At 68.6% G+C, this 16,913-nt stretch carries 13 protein-coding genes; 9 read left to right on the top strand and 4 right to left on the bottom strand.

Annotated elements, in window-relative coordinates; genetic code table 11:
• Nucleotides 1-181: 181 nt before the first annotated feature.
• Nucleotides 182-802: a DUF6270 domain-containing protein gene (locus ASC58_RS12110; RefSeq protein ID WP_056919454.1), complete on the top strand. Its 621-nt coding sequence runs from the start codon at nucleotides 182-184 to the stop codon at nucleotides 800-802.
• Between the two features lie 11 nt (nucleotides 803-813).
• On the opposite strand, the gene ASC58_RS12105 is transcribed toward ASC58_RS12110, so the two are convergent.
• Entirely contained in the window at nucleotides 814-1,530 is a 717-nt protein-coding gene (locus ASC58_RS12105; RefSeq protein WP_056919453.1) for a class I SAM-dependent methyltransferase, read from the bottom strand.
• Between the two features lie 137 nt (nucleotides 1,531-1,667).
• Between ASC58_RS12105 and ASC58_RS12100 the strand changes: the two genes are divergently transcribed.
• Both ASC58_RS12100 and ASC58_RS12095 read left to right on the top strand, forming a co-directional pair.
• A complete protein-coding gene (locus ASC58_RS12100) occupies nucleotides 1,668-4,004 on the top strand; it encodes a glycosyltransferase (protein WP_056919452.1) in 2,337 nt (778 codons plus the stop codon).
• A 7-nt stretch (nucleotides 4,005-4,011) separates the two neighbouring features.
• Entirely contained in the window at nucleotides 4,012-5,997 is a 1,986-nt protein-coding gene (locus ASC58_RS12095) for a glycosyltransferase (protein ID WP_056919451.1), read from the top strand.
• 4 nt (nucleotides 5,998-6,001) lie between these two features.
• Here the strand turns inward: ASC58_RS12095 and ASC58_RS12090 are convergent, their stop codons facing one another.
• The 3 genes from ASC58_RS12090 to ASC58_RS12080 are packed head-to-tail and all read right to left on the bottom strand — an operon-like array spanning nucleotide 6,002 to nucleotide 10,068.
• On the bottom strand, nucleotides 6,002-6,832 hold the full coding sequence (locus ASC58_RS12090; protein ID WP_162246848.1) for an FkbM family methyltransferase: 831 nt from the start codon (nucleotides 6,830-6,832) through the stop codon (nucleotides 6,002-6,004).
• Nucleotides 6,833-6,883: 51 nt separating this feature from the next.
• Nucleotides 6,884-8,128: a UDP-N-acetyl-D-mannosamine dehydrogenase gene (gene wecC / locus ASC58_RS12085; RefSeq protein WP_056916115.1), complete on the bottom strand. Its 1,245-nt coding sequence runs from the start codon at nucleotides 8,126-8,128 to the stop codon at nucleotides 6,884-6,886.
• A 17-nt stretch (nucleotides 8,129-8,145) separates the two neighbouring features.
• Nucleotides 8,146-10,068 (bottom strand): glycosyltransferase, encoded by a 1,923-nt coding sequence (locus ASC58_RS12080; RefSeq protein WP_082553237.1) that lies wholly within the window; start codon nucleotides 10,066-10,068, stop codon nucleotides 8,146-8,148.
• A gap of 180 nt (nucleotides 10,069-10,248) precedes the next feature.
• Between ASC58_RS12080 and ASC58_RS12075 the strand changes: the two genes are divergently transcribed.
• The 6 genes from ASC58_RS12075 to ASC58_RS12050 all read left to right on the top strand — a co-directional run bounded on the left by ASC58_RS12075 (nucleotide 10,249) and on the right by ASC58_RS12050 (nucleotide 16,909).
• Nucleotides 10,249-11,313 carry an SGNH/GDSL hydrolase family protein gene (locus ASC58_RS12075; RefSeq protein WP_056919449.1) on the top strand — a complete coding sequence of 355 codons (1,065 nt, stop codon included), beginning with the start codon at nucleotides 10,249-10,251 and terminating at the stop codon, nucleotides 11,311-11,313.
• 209 nt (nucleotides 11,314-11,522) lie between these two features.
• Nucleotides 11,523-11,996: a hypothetical protein gene (locus tag ASC58_RS12070; RefSeq protein WP_056916117.1), complete on the top strand. Its 474-nt coding sequence runs from the start codon at nucleotides 11,523-11,525 to the stop codon at nucleotides 11,994-11,996.
• The gene (locus ASC58_RS12065; protein ID WP_235529209.1) at nucleotides 11,993-12,808 is read left to right on the top strand and encodes a PP2C family serine/threonine-protein phosphatase; all 816 of its coding nucleotides are present in this window, start codon (nucleotides 11,993-11,995) and stop codon (nucleotides 12,806-12,808) included. The genes ASC58_RS12070 and ASC58_RS12065 overlap by 4 nt, the downstream gene beginning before the upstream one ends.
• Nucleotides 12,805-14,580: an FHA domain-containing protein gene (locus tag ASC58_RS12060; RefSeq protein ID WP_056919448.1), complete on the top strand. Its 1,776-nt coding sequence runs from the start codon at nucleotides 12,805-12,807 to the stop codon at nucleotides 14,578-14,580. Before ASC58_RS12065 ends, ASC58_RS12060 begins: the two co-directional genes overlap by 4 nt.
• Before the next feature lie 2 nt (nucleotides 14,581-14,582).
• Nucleotides 14,583-16,163, top strand: a complete 1,581-nt coding sequence (locus ASC58_RS12055; RefSeq protein WP_235529208.1) for a serine/threonine-protein kinase — start codon at nucleotides 14,583-14,585, stop codon at nucleotides 16,161-16,163.
• Entirely contained in the window at nucleotides 16,160-16,909 is a 750-nt protein-coding gene (locus tag ASC58_RS12050) for a hypothetical protein (RefSeq protein WP_056919447.1), read from the top strand. Before ASC58_RS12055 ends, ASC58_RS12050 begins: the two co-directional genes overlap by 4 nt.
• Nucleotides 16,910-16,913 lie beyond the last annotated feature (4 nt).

Here is a 16,913-nt window from a genome sequence, read left to right as displayed (position 1 = left end):
TGCACGTGTGTCCCCGAATCAGAGTTGTTCGACCGTGTAAGTCCGCGAGTCTAGGGTGTATGCGGCACCACGATCCGACGCCGACCACGACCTTGCGGAGATGTAGCTTGCCTGAGCAGAGTTACTTCATCTACGGGAGCTGCGTAACCCGCGATGCATTCGAGGTCCCGGGTGCGCCCCCATGGTGGACTATGTCGCCAGGTCGGCTCTGGGCAGTGCGTTCGCGCCACGGCCAACTCCGATGCTCGGTATGGACTTCAACCTGAACACGTCGCCCTTCCAGCGTCGGATGGTTCAGCTCGACTGGGAGAAAGGTCTCCCCTCCATTCTCATGGCGACCGACGCGGAGACGCTACTCGTGGACTTCATTGACGAGCGGCTGGAGTTGGTGCGCCATGACGACTCGTGGGTCACGGACTCGCCGGAGGCACGCACCTGTGGCATGCGGAGCGAGTCGGGTGATCGGATCCGGGTGGGTAGTGCGGCCTACTACGAGCGTGTCGAGGCCGGGCTGGCGAGCCTCCTCCATAGCTTCCCCATGGAGCGCATCCTGGTGAACGCCGTGCTGTGGTCGGAGAAGACCACAGAGGGCGACGGGCTGCCGCACCCCGAGTACATCGACCGACACAACGCCTCCCTTAGGGAGATCTATCAACGGATCGATGAGCTCGGGGTACGGCGGATCGACTACGACGCGGGGCTCTTTGTCACCGACCCTGACCACCGATGGGGCCCATCGCCGTTCCACTACGCAGAGCCCCTCTACCGCGAAACCCTGCGGGCGCTCGCGGAAAGGCCTTAGCCGAGGGCTCGTCAAGAGTTTGAGTGCGACTCTGGGTTGTCCTTAACGATCCAGAAGGCGAACTGTCCGCAGAACGCGAGCTTGCGATAGGCGGTCGCGGACGGGCCGTGCCCCCCCGCCCGAGCCCAGTCGTCGATCTCCTGGTTCAACGGAGACTCGCCGCTGAACCACGAGTTCATCTCCGGTTCTCGCATGTAGGCGCGCTTGATGAGGGCGATGCCGTCGATTCCGGGCCGGATTTCCTGCAGGCGCAGTCCCGCGTCCTCGACGATGACCTTGAACCCGACGGGGGTGTAGTTCCATAGGCTCAATGAGTGGTACGGCTCCAAGTGCGAGGTCGAGCCGATGAAGACGGCTCCCGGCTTCATGACTCGGCAGATGTCACGGAGAAGGGGTTCGGGATGCCGGACATGTTCCAAAACCTGTCGGCTGTAGACGAGATCAACCGAAGCGTCGTCGAAGGGAAGGTTGACGCCGTCGAACGTGCGAAACTCTCCGTCGTCCCGGGTCCTCGCACGAACCTCCGGGGAGTCCTCGATGTCGACGCCAACCCAGGTGCTCGTTGGTGCCGCATTACTGAACAGGTCGAGCGACACCCCGGAACCACAACCGACGTCGACCACGAGGGCGCCATCGTGCAAGGTCGGACCCACCTTCGACGCTAGGTCTGTCGCTGAAGTTTGGCGCGCCGAGTCTGTCGGCAGGCTGTCGCGGATCGCGTCCCACATACGGGCTCCAGTCAGGATTACTACTTCGCTGAGGCGTCTGCCATCCTAGATTCCAGCGTGTTCCTTTTGGCCTAATTCGGCCGGGAGATACGCCCTTGACCTGCACGCCTAGCCCTGTGAGGGGGTCCAGAGACCCTGTGACCAGCAGTGATATCTACTTCGATGACTCGCGAACCGGGCCCGACCTCATCTCTGTGCCTGAGGACGGGATCAGTTTTCACCTTCCTGTGAATCTGGAGGGGGTCGCGCTGGATATCGCAATGGACATCACGACCAAGGACGGTGCCGGGAGCGAGGTGAGGAGCAAGGCGCTCGTCGCCTCCGTGCGTTTTGACGACGCACAAGGGCGGCCCCTGCCAGCGCCTAGCGACTGGCTGCTCTCTCGCAAGTTCGGCCCATTCCGGTACGTGGCGGCTCCAGGGTCTGACTCGCTGACCATCAATCCTCCGTTAGGTACCCGGAATTTGACGGTCACGCTGGTGCCCTGGGAGGGCTCGCGCCATGACATCCTGGTACGCAATGCCGTTGTGGCGCGCGAGGTGCCGGTCACGCCGGTGGAAAAGCCATCCTCGCCTGTGCCGACCGAGATCGACCTCTCACCATCCGCTCGCAGCTCTTGGCAACACACCAACGCCACGCCGCCCGTCTCCTTTCCTGTCATCGGTGGTCAGGACTTCGTCCTCGACGTCCGTATCCGTCTCACGGCGCCGAACGGCTCCACCCGGCCGCCGGCCCTCTTGTCCGTGCGGTGGTTCGACGCGCAGGGTAATCTCGTGCCGAGCCGCGGCAGAATCTCGATCAACCAGCAACGGGGCGAGTTTCGCTACCTGAAGAACGCTTCAGACTCTCCCAACTTGTGCCTTCTCCAACCCCCTCTGTCTGCAACCACAGGGGTCGTTCACGTCGAGCGCTGGGGAGCGCCCTCGGGAGCGCTGGAAGTGCGGCGTCACGCGACCCTGATGTTTCGGGGAAGGGTCGGACGTCCGCAGCGCCGAGGTCCCCTACGACCGCCCACCGACATCCGGGTCGCCATCGTCTGCGACGAATTCACGTACAACAGCTTCGACCCCGAGTTCGACCTCTTACCGCTCGATCCGGGCACCTGGCGTGAGCAGCTAGAAGCCTCGCCGCCGGACCTCTTCTTCTGCGAGTCGGCCTGGACCGGGCCCGACCCGGTGTCCCGGCCTTGGCGGGGTCGCGTGTATGCGAGCAAGAACTTCCCGCGGGAGAACCGACACGAACTCTTCGGGATCATCGAGTACTGCCGGGAGAGGGGCATCCCCACGGTCTTCTGGAACAAGGAGGACCCGTCGCACTACCCCGACCGCCAGCATGACTTCGTCAAGACCGCGTTGCTCTTCGACCACATTCTCACCACTGCCATCGAGTGCGTCGAAAGGTACCGCGACGACTACGGTCACCGGGACGTCCACTGCCTGCCGTTCGCCACGCAGCCCAAGCACTTCAACCCCATCGAGACTCAGCCGAGGACCGATGAGGTCGTCTTCGCCGGCAGCTGGTATCGGCAGCACCCTGAGCGAAGCCGGGCCATGGAGGAGATCTTCGACGGCCTGATCGACGCCGGGCACCACGTGCACGTTCGAAACCGCCACCACGGGGACGTCGACCCCAACCACCAGTTCCCTGATCGCTACCAGCAGCTCCTGCATCCTGCTGTGACGCACCGAGAACTGGCAGATCTGTACAAGAGCAGTCGTTTCGGTCTGAACATCAACACCGAGGTCGGCTCCAAGTCCATGTTTGCTCGTCGGGTGTTCGAGTTGATGTCGAGCAACACCCTCGTATTGAGCAACTACTCCGCAGGGATGCAGGAGATGTTCGGCGACACGGTCGTCTTCGTTGACCGCGACCCCGAGCGGTTGCGGAAGTTGTCGTCGCACGAGGTCGATGAACTGCGCGAGAGGGCGCTGAAGCAGGTGCTCGAACGGCACACGTACGCCCACCGCGCACGTCAAGTGTTGGACATCGCGGGCGTGCCCTATTCGGTGCCCGAGAACCGCCCAGTCGTCGCCGTCATGGTCAACAGCCAGGAGGAGGGTGATGTGGCCGTACGTCACTACCCGTTCCTGGCAAGTCACACAGCCGGCCTTCTTCTCGTTCTCGGCGAGGGAGTCGACCAGATCGATGTCCGTGGGTACTACCGTCGCTGGAACCGTGGTTCGGTCCGCGTCGTGGATGCTCGCCTCGTCCAGCACGGAAGCTCCCTGAACCTCCACGGGATCGACACCGTGCTCATGACCCACGACTTGGCATCCCTCACGCGAGACCTGATCGACAGGGTTGTCCTCCATGGCCAGTACGCCCCGAAGCCCTTGGCTATTGCGGACGACATCAGTCAGCGATACACGCGCACCCAAGGCAACGGTGCACCGCCGACGCACGTTGCGCTGACCCCGGAGGACCTGGTGCAGACACTCGTGGGCGGCAAGCCCGATACGTACTACTTGATCTGAGGATCCGATGCCCTCACCTGAAGCTCCCACGACCTCGGCTGCCACCTCGGCACCACGCCTGACCATCGTCATCCCGACGTACAACGTCGAATCCAAGCTGGGCCGCTGTCTGGCGTCCCTCAGTCGAATCGCCTTCGCTCCGGGGGAGCTCGAGGTCATCTTCGTCGACGATGCCTCCACCGACGCCACCGCGGAGATGCTGCACGCCGCATGTGCCGAGCACTCGGGGTGGGAGGTTCAGGTGCTGGTCGACAACAGTGGTTCCCCGTCAACACCGCGCAACGTCGGTGTGGCACGTGCCCATGGCGCTTACGTGTGCTTCTTGGACGCCGACGACGAGTTCTTGCCGGGCGCGGTCGAGCACTATCTCGCCGTGGCGGAGGAGGACGACCTCGACATTCTTCGTGGAGCACTTCTCGTTGATCGCGGCGAGACCTCTCTCCGTCTGATGAATGTCCTCAGCAGATTCGAAGATGACGTCACCCGTGCCGAACGTATCGAGGCCATCTTCGGCCGCACCAGTACAACCGTTCCGGGACTGGTGCGGACGCGTCTCTTTCGAGATCACGGCATCTCTTGGGATGCAACGCTGAGAATGGGTGAGGACAGCGTCTTGCTGGCGGAAGTTCTTGCTGTTGCTGAGCGAATTGACCATCTCGAGGAACCGTTGTTCGTCTACCGCGCTGCCGTCGACTTTGGTGCGTCGTCGACGCAGCGCTACGGTGCTCGCGAGCTACGAAACCATCTCGCGGTGTGGTCGCGAGTGTCCGACCTGCTGATGCCGCACGGAATCGAGTACATGGCGATCCGTGGCCAGGTCGCACTCCAGACGGCGCTGTCCAACCTGCAGCGCTTTCACGACGGCACGCTCGACCTCCCGGCTTTTGAAGAGCTCGTCGCCTTCCTCCGCAGATTCGAGAAAGTAGTTCGCGCCTACACCCTGAATGCCAAGCTCACGGCGTTGGTCGAGCACGCTCTTGCAGGGGACTGGGAAGCCTTCACCCACGCCATAAAGCCCCGTCTGCTCATCGCCGGGTACGACCTCAAATTCATCGAGGGAGCCGCACCGGCGCTGTCCGAGCATTTCCAGGTGAAGTTCGATCCCTGGACCGGGCATGACATGCATGACGCGGCCAAGAGCAAGTCGCTCCTGGCCTGGGCCGACGTGATCCTCGGTGAGTGGTTGCTGGGCAATGCCGTCTGGTACGCGCGGAACAAGAACAAGGACCAGCGGCTTGTCGTCCGAACTCACCTGTTCGAGATGACCCGTGAGTTCGGCCATGAGATCGACCACGCGAGGGTGGATCGCTTCTTCGGTGTCTCGGTTCCAACGACGGAGGACATGCTGCGGACCTTTCCTGCCATCTCGCGTGCCCAGACGCGCGTCATCCCGAACTTCATCGAGGTCGAGTCCTACCGGCGCTCGGACGCTCCTGAGCGGGTTTTCAACCTGGCCATGGTGGGGATCCTCCCCGCCAGGAAGGGATACCTGAAGGCCCTCGAGCTGCTCGCCGGGCTTCGTGAGGAGGATGACCGCTACACCCTCACGACCTTCGGGAAGAGTCCTCAGGAGCTGCCTTGGGTGATCAACAACCCCGCCGAAGCGGCCTACTACCAGTCTTGTCAGCAGTTCATCCTCGACCACGGCATGTCAGACGCCGTGGAGCACCGAGGTTGGGTGGACACGGCCTCGGAGTTGTGTCGCTACGGCTTCGTCCTGTCGTTGAGCGACTTCGAGAGCTTCCACGTCGCTCCCGCAGAGGCCTTCGCCGCGGGAAACGCCGCCGTGTTCCTCCCATGGGGAGGCGTCGAGTACATCTACCCGAAGAGCTATGTACTCCCCGACGTCAAGGCCATCGTCCAGCAACTCCTCGACCTTCGGGATGTCGCGGCGTTCGATGCCTATCGCCAAGACGGCTTGGCCTTCGTCGAGCGCGAGTATGCGCTGGGCGCGTTCGTGGAGCAGTTCACGGAGATGGTCCGCGGTATCTGACGGGTCAGGCGCGGGAGTCCTTGTCGGCCTCGGCGGCTTCCCGTAGGAGGCGGACCCGGTAGTAGAGGTCGCGGACACCGAGGTGTGCCGAGGAGGTCATCGTCGCGAGGTGTCTCTGCACGACGACACGCTCCAGATCTGACCGGGCGGGGAGCAGGATGAACGTCGAAGTCGCGTTGTACCGCGCGAGGTACGTGTAACCGAGGTCGGCAGCGACCGAGTCGAGCAGCCGCTCGTGCTCGACCGTCCCTGCTTCGCATGTGATGACCGGCCGGTCCCGATCGATGAGTTCGGTGGCTCCCCGCAGGACGTCCGCATCCATGCCTTCGACATCGACCTTGAGCAGGACGACGCGCCCCGGCAGGTCAGCGTCATCGAGCCGGACCACCTCGACTCCGGATTCCGCGGCACGAAAGGTCGTTGAGCCGACGTTGGTCCAGTCCAGGTCGACCACCTCCGCAAACCCCGCGGCCGCACCGAGGGCAACAGGTCGAATGGTTACCGAGTCCTTCGCCAGGTTGACCGTGACATTACGTTCGAGCACCTCGACCGTTGGAGCGAAGGCTTCGTACGCAACGACCTTCGCCTCGCACATCCGGGCGAAGTAGAGCGTGTGGTTGCCGATGTTGGCACCCGCGTCGACGACGACGTCCCCGGGAGCAACGAACTTCGCGAGCGCGTCAAGGAACATGCGCTCGTAGAAGTCGCCGGAAGCAGCGATGGTTCCCAGGATGTGGTCGCCCTCGAAGCCCTGCACATCGAACTCGATGTCGCCCTGCACGAAGGTAGTGGAGGCAAGAGGGCGCTGCTGAACGGCGCCGTTGTCCGGGTGCATGCTCATTCCTTCTACGTCGTCGTCTCTCTGGGAGGCCCTCAGAGCCAGAACTCAGCGCCAGAGGCCTCTTGTGTCGATGACGGCCTTCTCGTTGAGCAGGCGACGATCGACGTGGCGGAACTCCCGGTGGTCGACCAGCAGCACGATGATGTCCGCGGCAGCGATCCCGGCCCGGGTCTCGGCGAGCTCGACGTTCGGCAGAGCTGACAGGGACGCCGGCAGGGCGTCGATGTTGGGCTCGATGGCAAGGACGCGGGCCCCAGGGTGACGTTGGGCCAGCTGCTTGGTGATCTCGAGGGCCGGGGACTCGCGCAGGTCGTCGATGTCGGGCTTGAACGCCAGCCCCAGGGCGGCGATCACCGGCTCCTTGAAGCGGTCGGCGCGGTCCTTGACCTTTGTCAGCACGTACTCCGGCTTGTTGTCGTTGACCTCGCGGGCGGTGCGGATGAGGCGAGCCTCCTCCGGCACGGCGCTGACGATGAACCAAGGGTCGACGGCGATGCAGTGACCGCCCACCCCGGGACCAGGCTGGAGGATGTTGACGCGGGGGTGCTTGTTTGCGAGCTCGATGAGCTCGAAGACGTCGATCCCGATCTTGTCGGCAATGATCGACAGCTCGTTGGCGAACGCGATGTTCACGTCGCGGTAGGAGTTCTCGGTCAGCTTGGCCATCTCGGCCGTCGTGGCGTCCGTGAGGTGCAGCTCGGCGTGGCAGAACACCTGGTAGAGGTCCCGGGCCCGCTCTGCGGCTTCGGTGGTCAGGCCGCCGATGATGCGGTCGTTGGTGACGAGCTCGATCATCACGCGGCCAGGAAGCACCCGCTCCGGGCAGTGCGCGAAGTGCACCACCGGGCGTTCCGACGAACCGTCGAGGGACAGGTCGGGCCGCGCCTCCAGCACCCGCTGGGCCATGTGCTCGGTGGCACCGGGAGGAGAGGTGGACTCGAGGATGATGAGCTCACCGCCACGCAGCTGCGGGATGATCGCGTCCGTGGCCGCCTCGATGTAGCTCAGGTCGGCGGCATACCCGTCCTTGAAGGGGGTCGGAACGGCGACGATGTAGGTGTTGGCCTGGGGTGTGTCCTTCTGGGCAGAAAGCATTCCCTGGCTCACTGCGCCGGCCACGTGGGTCGCCAGGTCGGGCTCCACGAAGGGGACCTCGCCGCGGTTCACCGCGTCCACGTGGCGGTCGCTGACGTCGACGCCGATGACCTTCACGCCGTTACTGGCCAGGATCGCCGCGGTGGGCAGGCCGATGTAGCCGAGGCCGATGACGGCCACAGTCTTGGTACTCACGGGTGGGCTCCCAACATTTAGATCATGATGTGCGCATCGCACCGGCCGAAGGACAGGACGCGTGCGTTTGCCAGCAGTTCCGCTGATGTGGCTTCCCAGGTGTGGCGGACCGAAGTATGCCGCATCTGGACGAAGTTGAACCGGTCGGACGAGTAGATGGACAGGCCGGCGGCCGCCACGTCGCGCAGGAAGCCGGTGTCCTCCCCTCGCCACACGTCGGCGAACGGGTGGGCGAGGGCGACCTCCCGGCGGGCCACGATGGTCGGCCCCATGACGAGGTCGGTGAACCGGTGCTCGCGCTCGGGGAACCGCAGGATGGTGACGTCCAGGGCCTCGAGGTACATGTGGTGCGCCTGCTTGCCCACGACGTCCGCCCCGGAGTAGTCGAGGGCGTGCAGCTGGTCGCGCAGGTAGTCCGCGCCATACAGGTCGTCGTCGTCCATCTTGGCCACGACGTCACCGGACGCGGCCCCGACGAGGCGGTTGAGGCAGCCCCCGAGGGTGGTGCCGGCGGGTTCGTGCAGGAGGGTGAGGCGCAGCCCGAGCTCGGCGGCACGGGCGGCGAGGTCCGCGGAGGGCTCGAACCCGTGCGTGAGCAGGACCAGCTCGACGTCCACGCCGCGCTGGGCGGCGACGGTGGCGAGCACGTGGTCGACCTGCTGGGGGCGGTTCGTGGAGACGAGGGCGCTGACCGACGGCAGCCGCGCGGCGGACGAGCCGGAGGCGAGCCCTGCCGCGGACAGGACCGCGTCGAGGCGGCGCGTGTACGTGTGCGACTCCCAGATCCGGCGCTGGGCGGTGTGCACCGTCCGGTCGCGCAGCTCGGGGCTGTTGACCAGGGCGCGCAGCGTCCAGCCGGCCTCCTCCGAGGTGGCCACCTGGAGCACCTCGTCGGCGGGGAAGAACTCGCCGATGGCCCGGCTCGGTGTCGACACGACCGGGGTGCCGCACGCGGTGATCTCGAAGATCCGCCGGGCGCACATGCTCGGCGACCCGACGACCGAGTTCACGTTGAGGAAGACCTTGTAGGCCCGGTAGGCGGTGAGCATCCGTGGGTAGTCCAGCGAGCCGACCACGCGCTGGTCCAGCGGAGCCGGGAACTGGTAGCGCTCGTCGCCCCCGAGGTAGCGCGAGAAGATCTCGAGCCCCGTGGTCATCCGTGACGACACCGCGTCGGCCGCGCCGAGCAGCAGGTCCATCTGCTCGCGGCGCTCGGGGTACTTGTGCGCGAAGTACATCCCGCCGAACCCGATGTCGCGGCTCTGGTGGCCGTCGACGGGCCGGATCGGGTTGTGCAGCGTCTGCTGGGCGGCGAACGGCAGCACGCCGACGCGTTCGTGCCCGAGGTCGCGGTGGTAGTCGGGGACCCGGTCGGAGTCGGTGGTCCAGACGTGGTCGAACAGCCGGGCCGTGTCGAGGAAGTCCTCGTAGTGGACCGGGTCCTCCTTGTTCCAGAACACCGTCGGCACCCCGTGGTCGCGGCACCACTGCACGAGCTCGGCGATCGCCGGCCGCGGCGCCGACGTCCCCGTCAGGTGGTACTGCCACGCGTCCCCGTTGCCGTGCCACGCCGACTCGACGAACAGCAGGTCGAGCCGGGGCGAGTCCACCTGGTCGCGCCAGCGGTCGGGGTGCAGCGCCACCTGGTCCCACTCGTACCCCAGTGCCAGCGACGTGAAGTCGTCGAGGATGACGCCGACCCGCAGGTCAGGACGTCGCGGTGCGCGTTCCGGCAGCGGCCACGGCGGCACCTCGAGGGTCCCGTCACCGGTGAGGCGGATGCTCCCCCGGGGCCGCCGGTCGTCCAGTGCGCGTCGCTGCCACCAGCGGCGGACCTGCTCCGTGCCACCGTGCCGCAGGTGCCACACCGCCCTGCGGGCGTCGGCCACGACCCGCCTCGCACCGGAGGACGAGGATCCGCGGGTGCCGGCGCCGGGCATGGTCTCCTCAGGGGGACGGAGCGGGTATGCGGCGGGGTCGCCGGGCGCTGCCCGGCACGCTCCCCGGCGCGCGAGGTCACCGTCAACATAACGGACATGCTGGTCAGGGCCGTCCACGCGCCGCCCGTCGGCGACACGCGTCAGTTCGGGAGACAGCACGCCGTGCGGCACAATGTCCGAATGCATCGCTTCAGGGGGACCGACATCTGGCTCGGTCTCCTCGCCGTCGTCGTCAACGTCGGCCTCGTCGTCGGCGTCGTCCTCCTGACGACCGGGCGTCCCACGATCGCCGACCCGTCGCCGGTGATCAAGACCCCGAGCAAGACGACGACCACGACGACGCAGCGACCGACGACGAGCACGACGACCACCGCGCCGACGCCGCGCACGCCCGAGGCGCTGCTCGCCTCCGACGCCAAGGTGACCATCGCCGTGCTCGGCGACCAGACCAGCGACGGCGAGTCCGAGTGGGTCACGGCCTTCAGCAAGCTCCTCGCGCAGGACCGCAAGGTCACCCTCAACCGGCTCAACCCGGCCGACCCGACGACCTACACGATCAAGACGTCGTTCGGCACGGCCGGCCCGCCCACCGTCGTCTTCAACGGCAGCCGCGCCGACGCCACCGCCGACTACGCGACCAAGCGGGTGCCGTTCCTCGTGCCCACCACGCCGGACATCGTCATCCTCAACTACGGGCGCAACAACTCGACCGGCAACGTCAAGAAGCACCTGCAGAACGTCGCCTCGGCCGTGCAGACCGCCTACCCGTCGGCCAGCATCCTCGTCACCCTCCAGCCGCCGACCCGGGACGACCAGGACAAGAAGGTGCGCACCGCCGTCGCCGCCTGGGCCGCGTCGAAGAAGCTGCGGACGCTGGACGTCGCCAAGGCGTTCATCGGCACGGGTGACCCCAACGCCTACGTCTCGGCGGCCGACCCCGAGGTGCTGAACGCCCGCGGCGACGCCCTGTGGGGCGAGACCGTGTTCCGGCTGCTGGGCGGCACCATCCGCCTGCCCGACCCGGCCCCGACCACCACCCTCCCGGCGCCGTCCACGACATCCTCGTCGACGCTGTTCCCCTCGCCGTCCTCGTCGTCCTCCTCGTCCTCGGCACCCCCGCCGCCGGCCAGCACGACCTCGTCGTCGAGCTCCTCGACGCCACCACCGGCGACGGACCCAGCGCCGACCGAGCCGCCGCCGATCATCCCGACCTTCACCGCGAACCCCGGTCCCACCCGCGGCTGATCGCGGCAGCGGCAAGGCTGACGGAGCCCGCCCGGCGGCATACGGGAGGGTCTGCTCGGTGAGGTTTCCCGGTTTGCCCACCTGTGGGAGCCTTGCCCCGGCTGCGTCGGCAGGGCGGCCATGGGGAGTTCTCCCCATGGGGGACGGGCTCCACCCCATCTAGCCTTGCCCGGTGCAGTCGTTGGTCACTGCGTCCCCGAAAGGCCCTGATGCCCACCCTGAAGTACCCGAGCGAGCAGTTCCCCGGCCCGCCGTCGGTCACCGTCGACATCCCCGACGGCTGGTCCCCGGTGCGGGTCCCCGGGACGCTGCTCGCCGCGCGCCGGGCGGAGGAGGGCGGCAGCTTCGCCCCCAACCTCGTCGTGCGCGGGTTCACCAGGTCGGCCGAGTTCACCATCGGGCGGGCGCTGGCCGAGCTCAAGGCGTTCGTGACCGAGCGGCCCGACGGCGAGATGGACGAGCCGTTCGAGGTGGAGATCGACCAGGTGCCGTTCGTCGGGGTCAACGTGTCGTGGACCGACGACAAGGTCGGTGACGTCGTGCAGGCGCACCTGTTCGCCGGTGCGCGCCGCGGGCAGGTCGTCGACCTCATCCAGGTCACCGGATCGGTGGGTGGGCCCGAGGTCGAGGCGGAGTACGGCACCATCCAGGAGCTCATGCAGACCGTGCGGGTGACCAGGTGACCAGCACCCCGGTGACGGTCTCCGGCCTCACCCTGCGCGCCGGGTCGGCCACCGACATCGGCCGGGTGCGCGGCCACAACGAGGACGACCTCGTCGCGGAGGGGGCGGTCTTCGCCGTCGCCGACGGGATGGGTGGGCACGCAGCCGGCGAGGTCGCCAGCGGCATCGTCGTCGACGGCCTGCGCGGCCTGGCCGAACGCGTCGTGCTCGTCCGCGACGACGTCGTCGCCGCGCTCGCCGAGTCCAACGCGCAGATCCTGCGCTCGGTCGCCCGGCACCCGGAGCAGACCGGCATGGGCACCACGGCCGCGGGCCTGGCCGTCGTCTCCGCCGGGGGCTCGACGCACTGGGCGGTGTTCAACGTCGGCGACTCCCGCGTCTACCGCTATGTCGACGGCCGCCTGCGCATGGTCACCGTCGACCACTCCGAGGTCCGTGAGCTCGTCGACGCCGGCCTCATCACCGAGGCCGAGGCGGCCCGCCACCCCCTGCGCAACGTCGTGACCCGGTCCTTGGGCTCCGACTCCATGCCCGCCGTGGACCTCTGGGTGTTCCCGCCGCAGGTCGGCGAACGCTTCCTCGTCTGCTCCGACGGCCTCAACGGCGAGCTCTCCGACGACCAGATCGCCACGCTGCTGGGCGAGCACGAGGACCCGCAGGAGGCCGCCGTCGCGCTGGTCGACGCCGCCGTGGCCGCCGGTGGTCGCGACAACGTCAGCGTGGTCGTCGTGGCGCTGGACCGTCGCGAGGACGACGGCGACGACGAGGTCGACACCGCTCCCCGCAGCGAGGTCACGAGGTCCTCGGCATGACCCTGGTCCGCTTCGCCGACCCCGACCAGCCGGGATGGTGCGCCATCTCGGCTGGAGGTCTGTTCGCCCTCGTGCGGGGAGAGGCCACCGACGCGGTGGTCGTGCGCGTCTGCGAGGCCGCCGTCGCCGGTGGGCTCGACGACCTGCTCGACGCCCTGACCCGCGACGGCGTCCGCACCGCCCCCGACTTCGTGGCCGTCCAGGACGGTGACCCCGTGCGCGTCGTCGCCCGCGGCACCGCGTATGCCGTCGTGCCCGGCGAGGACGGTCAGGACGACGCGGTCGAGATCCGCGCCGCGGGCCGGGGTCCCTGGGCCGACGAGGACGCCCCCGAGGGGTCGACCGAGCTCGTCCTGCACTCCGGCGAGGTGACCCCCGCGGCCGAGGACGAGCCGGCTGCCGAGGACGCGCCGGGTCTGCCCGACGGCCGCCTCAGCTCGCCCGGTGGCGTGCAGGGCTGGCAGGTTCCGGCCCGCCTGCGTCGCGGCGGGCCGCCCCCGGCCACCGCCGGCGACCCCGCGGACGGAGGTACCGGCGATGCCGCGCCCGTGGTCCAGGAGGTCCCCGGGTACGACTACCTGTTCGGGGCACCAGGCTCGACCGGCACACCGCCGTTCCTGCCCAACCACGACACCGGCACCCTCCAGGAGCCGCCCATCGGCCGCGCGCCGATGGAGGAGGCGGCCGGGGTGACCCCGCCGCCGGCCGACCACACGCTCCCCCCGCCGCAGCACACCCAGGCCGGGCGACCCTCACCCGCACCCGCTCCGCCGTCGCAGGCGACGCCGTCGGCGCCCGCAGCACCGACCCGCGGCACCGACGAGGGCAGCCGACCGGCGGCAGGCGGTGGGCTGATCGAGTCCGTCCCGTGGCGCCGTGGCGGGAGCAACGTCGCACCCTCCGACGAACCTCCGGCCCCGGCGACCACCGCGATGCCGGTTCCCCCGGTGTCCCCGCCGGCCCCGATGCCCACGCCTCCTGCCCCGCCCGTGACGCCGCCGGCGCAGCCGACCCCGCCACCGGCGCAGCCGACCCCGGCACCGGAACCGCCCGCCGTCTCCGACACTCAGACCGCCCGCGCCGCCGGTGAGATGCCCGGCCGACGCGGCACCCCCGGCCACACGGCCGCCGTGCCGCCGCCCGCGGTTCAGGCGCCTGCCGTACCGCCGCCCGCAGTGCCGCCGGCCGCCGCACCCGAGGACACCGCTGCCCCGCAGCACACGACGCCGCCGCCCGCCCCGGAGGCCGACGAGGCCACCGTCGACCGGGCGAGCCTGCCGATGACGGCGACCGGCTCCATACCGAGGGGCCCCATCGTCCTGGCGGTGCTCTGCCCGGCCGGGCACCCGAGCCCGCCGCACGCGAGCAGCTGCCGGGTGTGCGAGCGGGAGATCCCGCCGCAGCAACCGTTCCAGACGCCTCGGCCGCCGCTCGGCACGATCCGGCTGTCGACCGGTGACGTCGTGACGCTCGACCGCGGGGTGCTGCTCGGCCGCGCCCCGAAGGTCAACGCCGACCTGCCCGCCGCCCAGCGGCCGCACCTGGTGCGCGTGGTCAGCCGCGACAACGACATCTCGCGCAACCACGTCGAGATCGTGCTGGAGGGTTGGCACGTCCTGGTGCGCGACCTCGGCTCGACCAACGGCACCACCGTGGCCCTGCCCGGCCAGCAGCCGGTGCGGCTCCGGCCGAGCGACAGCCAGGTCATCGAGCCGGGCACGGTCGTCGGCATGGCCGACGAGGTCACCTTCACCTACGAGGTGCCCTCGTGACGGTGGCCGCCCCACCCGAGCTCGACGGCCTGGTCTACCGCGAGCTCGTCGGCACGGGTGGGTACGCCGACGTCTACCTGTACGAGCAGCAGATGCCCCGGATGCGGGTCGCGGTCAAGGTGCTCAAGGGCGAGGGCATCACCGACGCGATCCGCCGCCAGTTCCGCGACGAGGCCGACACCATGGCCCAGCTCGCCGACCACCCCTACATCGTCCAGGTCTTCCGGTCCGGCACCTCGCTCGACGGCCGGCCCTACCTGGTCATGAAGTACTACCCGCCGCCGAACCTCGCGCTGCGCTCGCGCAACGAGCGGCTCAGCGTCGAGGAGGTCCTGCGCACCGGGATCCAGCTCGCCAGCGCCGTCGAGACGGCCCACCGGGCGGGCATCACGCACCGCGACATCAAGCCGGCGAACGTGCTGGTCAGCCAGTACGGCGCCCCCGGCCTCACCGACTTCGGCATCGCCGGACAGCTCGGCCACGGTGCGGCGGAGGACGACGAGGACGACGTGGGCGTCAGCGTCCCGTGGGCACCCCCTGAGGTGCTCTTCGGTCAGTCGAACGGTGACGCCCGCGCCGACGTCTACTCGCTCTCCGCGACGCTGTGGCAGCTGCTCGTCGGGCGCTCGCCGTTCGAGATCCCCGGTGGTGACAACTCGGCCTACGGCCTGATGCCCCGCATCCGCACCTCCCCGGTCCCGGCCACCGGTCGCGCCGACGTGCCGGTCTCGCTCGAGCGGCTGCTCACCCAGGCGATGGCCAAGGACCCGGCGGCCCGGCCGCAGAGTGCGATCGCGTTCGCCCGCTCGCTGCAGGAGATCGAGCAGGAGCAGCGGTTCACCCGCACCGCCATCGTCGTCCTCGACGAGCAGGGCCAGACCACCCTCGCCGACCAGAGCGGACCGTCACCGGACGCCGACGACGACCGCACTCGCGTCCGCGCTCCTCAGTCCGTGCAGGGCCAGACCCCGGCGCCCGCTCGACCGCGCAGCGTGGGTGGCACGGTCGCCGTGAACGGCGCCCAGGGGGTGGCGGGGCCGGCGTCGCACGCGGCATACGAGCACCCGTTGGTGGACGACGTCGACGTGGCGGGCACGGTGAGCCGCGACCGGCTCGGCACGCGCACCCCGGCGAGCGAGGAGCCTGCGGCGGCGACCTCGTCCCGCAACCCGGCGGTCACGCTCGCCGCGATCGCCGTCGCCGTGGTCGCCGTCGTCGTGGGGATCTCCGTGGTGTTCGGCGGCGGGAACGACTCCCCGAAGGACACGCCGAAGACGGTCGCCAGCCAGAGCGGCGACGTCGCCCTGTCCGTGCCGAGCACCCCGACCCTCGAGGCGCGAGGGGTGTCCGGTGGCGTGGCGTTCGCGTGGCAGTACCTCGCCCCGGAGAAGCCGGACCGGTTCTTCGTCCGCACCGCGGCGACCACGGGCGGCCTGGGCACGGCGGTCGACGGCGCCCCGCTCGCCCGGTCGACGTTCACGGCGAAGGCCGCCGCCGGCACCCAGGTCTGCGGCCAGGTCAAGGTCAGCCGCGAGGGCCTGACCTCGGAGTACTCGACACCCGTCTGTGGGAGGGCCAAGTGAGCACCGGCAGCATCACCGTGGAGTTCTGTGGCGAGGAGTTCGTCGCCGTCAGGGGCACCCCGCTCACCATCGGGCGCACCGGTGACGTCGAGATCGACGACAACCCGTTCCTGCACCGCAGCTTCCTGCAGGTCGTCGAGGACGGCGGCCTGTGGTGGCTCACCAACGTCGGCACCACGCTGACGGCCACGGTCGCCGACAAGAAGGGGCTGTTCCAGGCCTGGCTCAACCCCGGCGCCCGGATCCCGCTCGCGCTCGAGCGGTTCACCGTGTGGTTCACGGCCGGCCCGACCACGTACGACTTCGACATCATCGTCGACACCCCGGCCTTCACGGCGACGGGCAGCGAGGACGCCGAGACCGACAGCACGGGGGAGACCACCGTCGGTCGGGTCACCTTCACCCCCGACCAGAAGCTGCTCATGGTCGCCCTGTGCGAGGGCCTGCTCCGGCGTTCGTATGCCGCGCCCGGCCAGATCCCGTCGTCGGCCGATGCCGCCGCCCGCCTCGGCTGGAAGGTCACGAAGTTCAACCGAAAACTGGACAATGTCTGTCAAAAGCTCGCCGATGCTGGTACTCGTGGACTGCACGGGGGGCCGGGGAAGCTCGCGAGCAACCGCAAGGCGCGGCTGGTCGAGCACGCCCTGTCGACCCGACTGGTGACCGAGGGCGACCTCGCACTGCTGGACGCGATCGACCACGACGAGCCGGCAGCACCGCAACCACCACCATCACGGGGGCAGTAGTCAG

Origin of the sequence: Phycicoccus sp. Root101, assembly GCF_001426245.1 — a bacterium.
Classification (GTDB): Bacteria; Actinomycetota; Actinomycetes; order Actinomycetales; family Dermatophilaceae; genus Pedococcus.
The sequence above is the reverse complement of the archived record's forward strand: the minus strand, read 5'-3'. Positions and strand labels throughout refer to the sequence as shown.

Bases quoted from the DNA above. Each gene is read 5' to 3' on its own strand.
- ASC58_RS12105 (WP_056919453.1), bottom strand. From the start codon at position 1,530: ATGTGGGACGCGATCCGCGACAGCCTGCCGACAGACTCGGCGCGCCAA.
- ASC58_RS12075 (WP_056919449.1), top strand. From the start codon at position 10,249: ATGCATCGCTTCAGGGGGACCGACATCTGGCTCGGTCTCCTCGCCGTC.
- ASC58_RS12090 (WP_162246848.1), bottom strand. From the start codon at position 6,832: ATGCACCCGGACAACGGCGCCGTTCAGCAGCGCCCTCTTGCCTCCACT.
- ASC58_RS12095 (WP_056919451.1), top strand. From the start codon at position 4,012: ATGCCCTCACCTGAAGCTCCCACGACCTCGGCTGCCACCTCGGCACCA.
- ASC58_RS12110 (WP_056919454.1), top strand. From the start codon at position 182: ATGGTGGACTATGTCGCCAGGTCGGCTCTGGGCAGTGCGTTCGCGCCA.
- ASC58_RS12070 (WP_056916117.1), top strand. From the start codon at position 11,523: ATGCCCACCCTGAAGTACCCGAGCGAGCAGTTCCCCGGCCCGCCGTCG.
- ASC58_RS12080 (WP_082553237.1), bottom strand. From the start codon at position 10,068: ATGCCCGGCGCCGGCACCCGCGGATCCTCGTCCTCCGGTGCGAGGCGG.
- ASC58_RS12060 (WP_056919448.1), top strand. From the start codon at position 12,805: ATGACCCTGGTCCGCTTCGCCGACCCCGACCAGCCGGGATGGTGCGCC.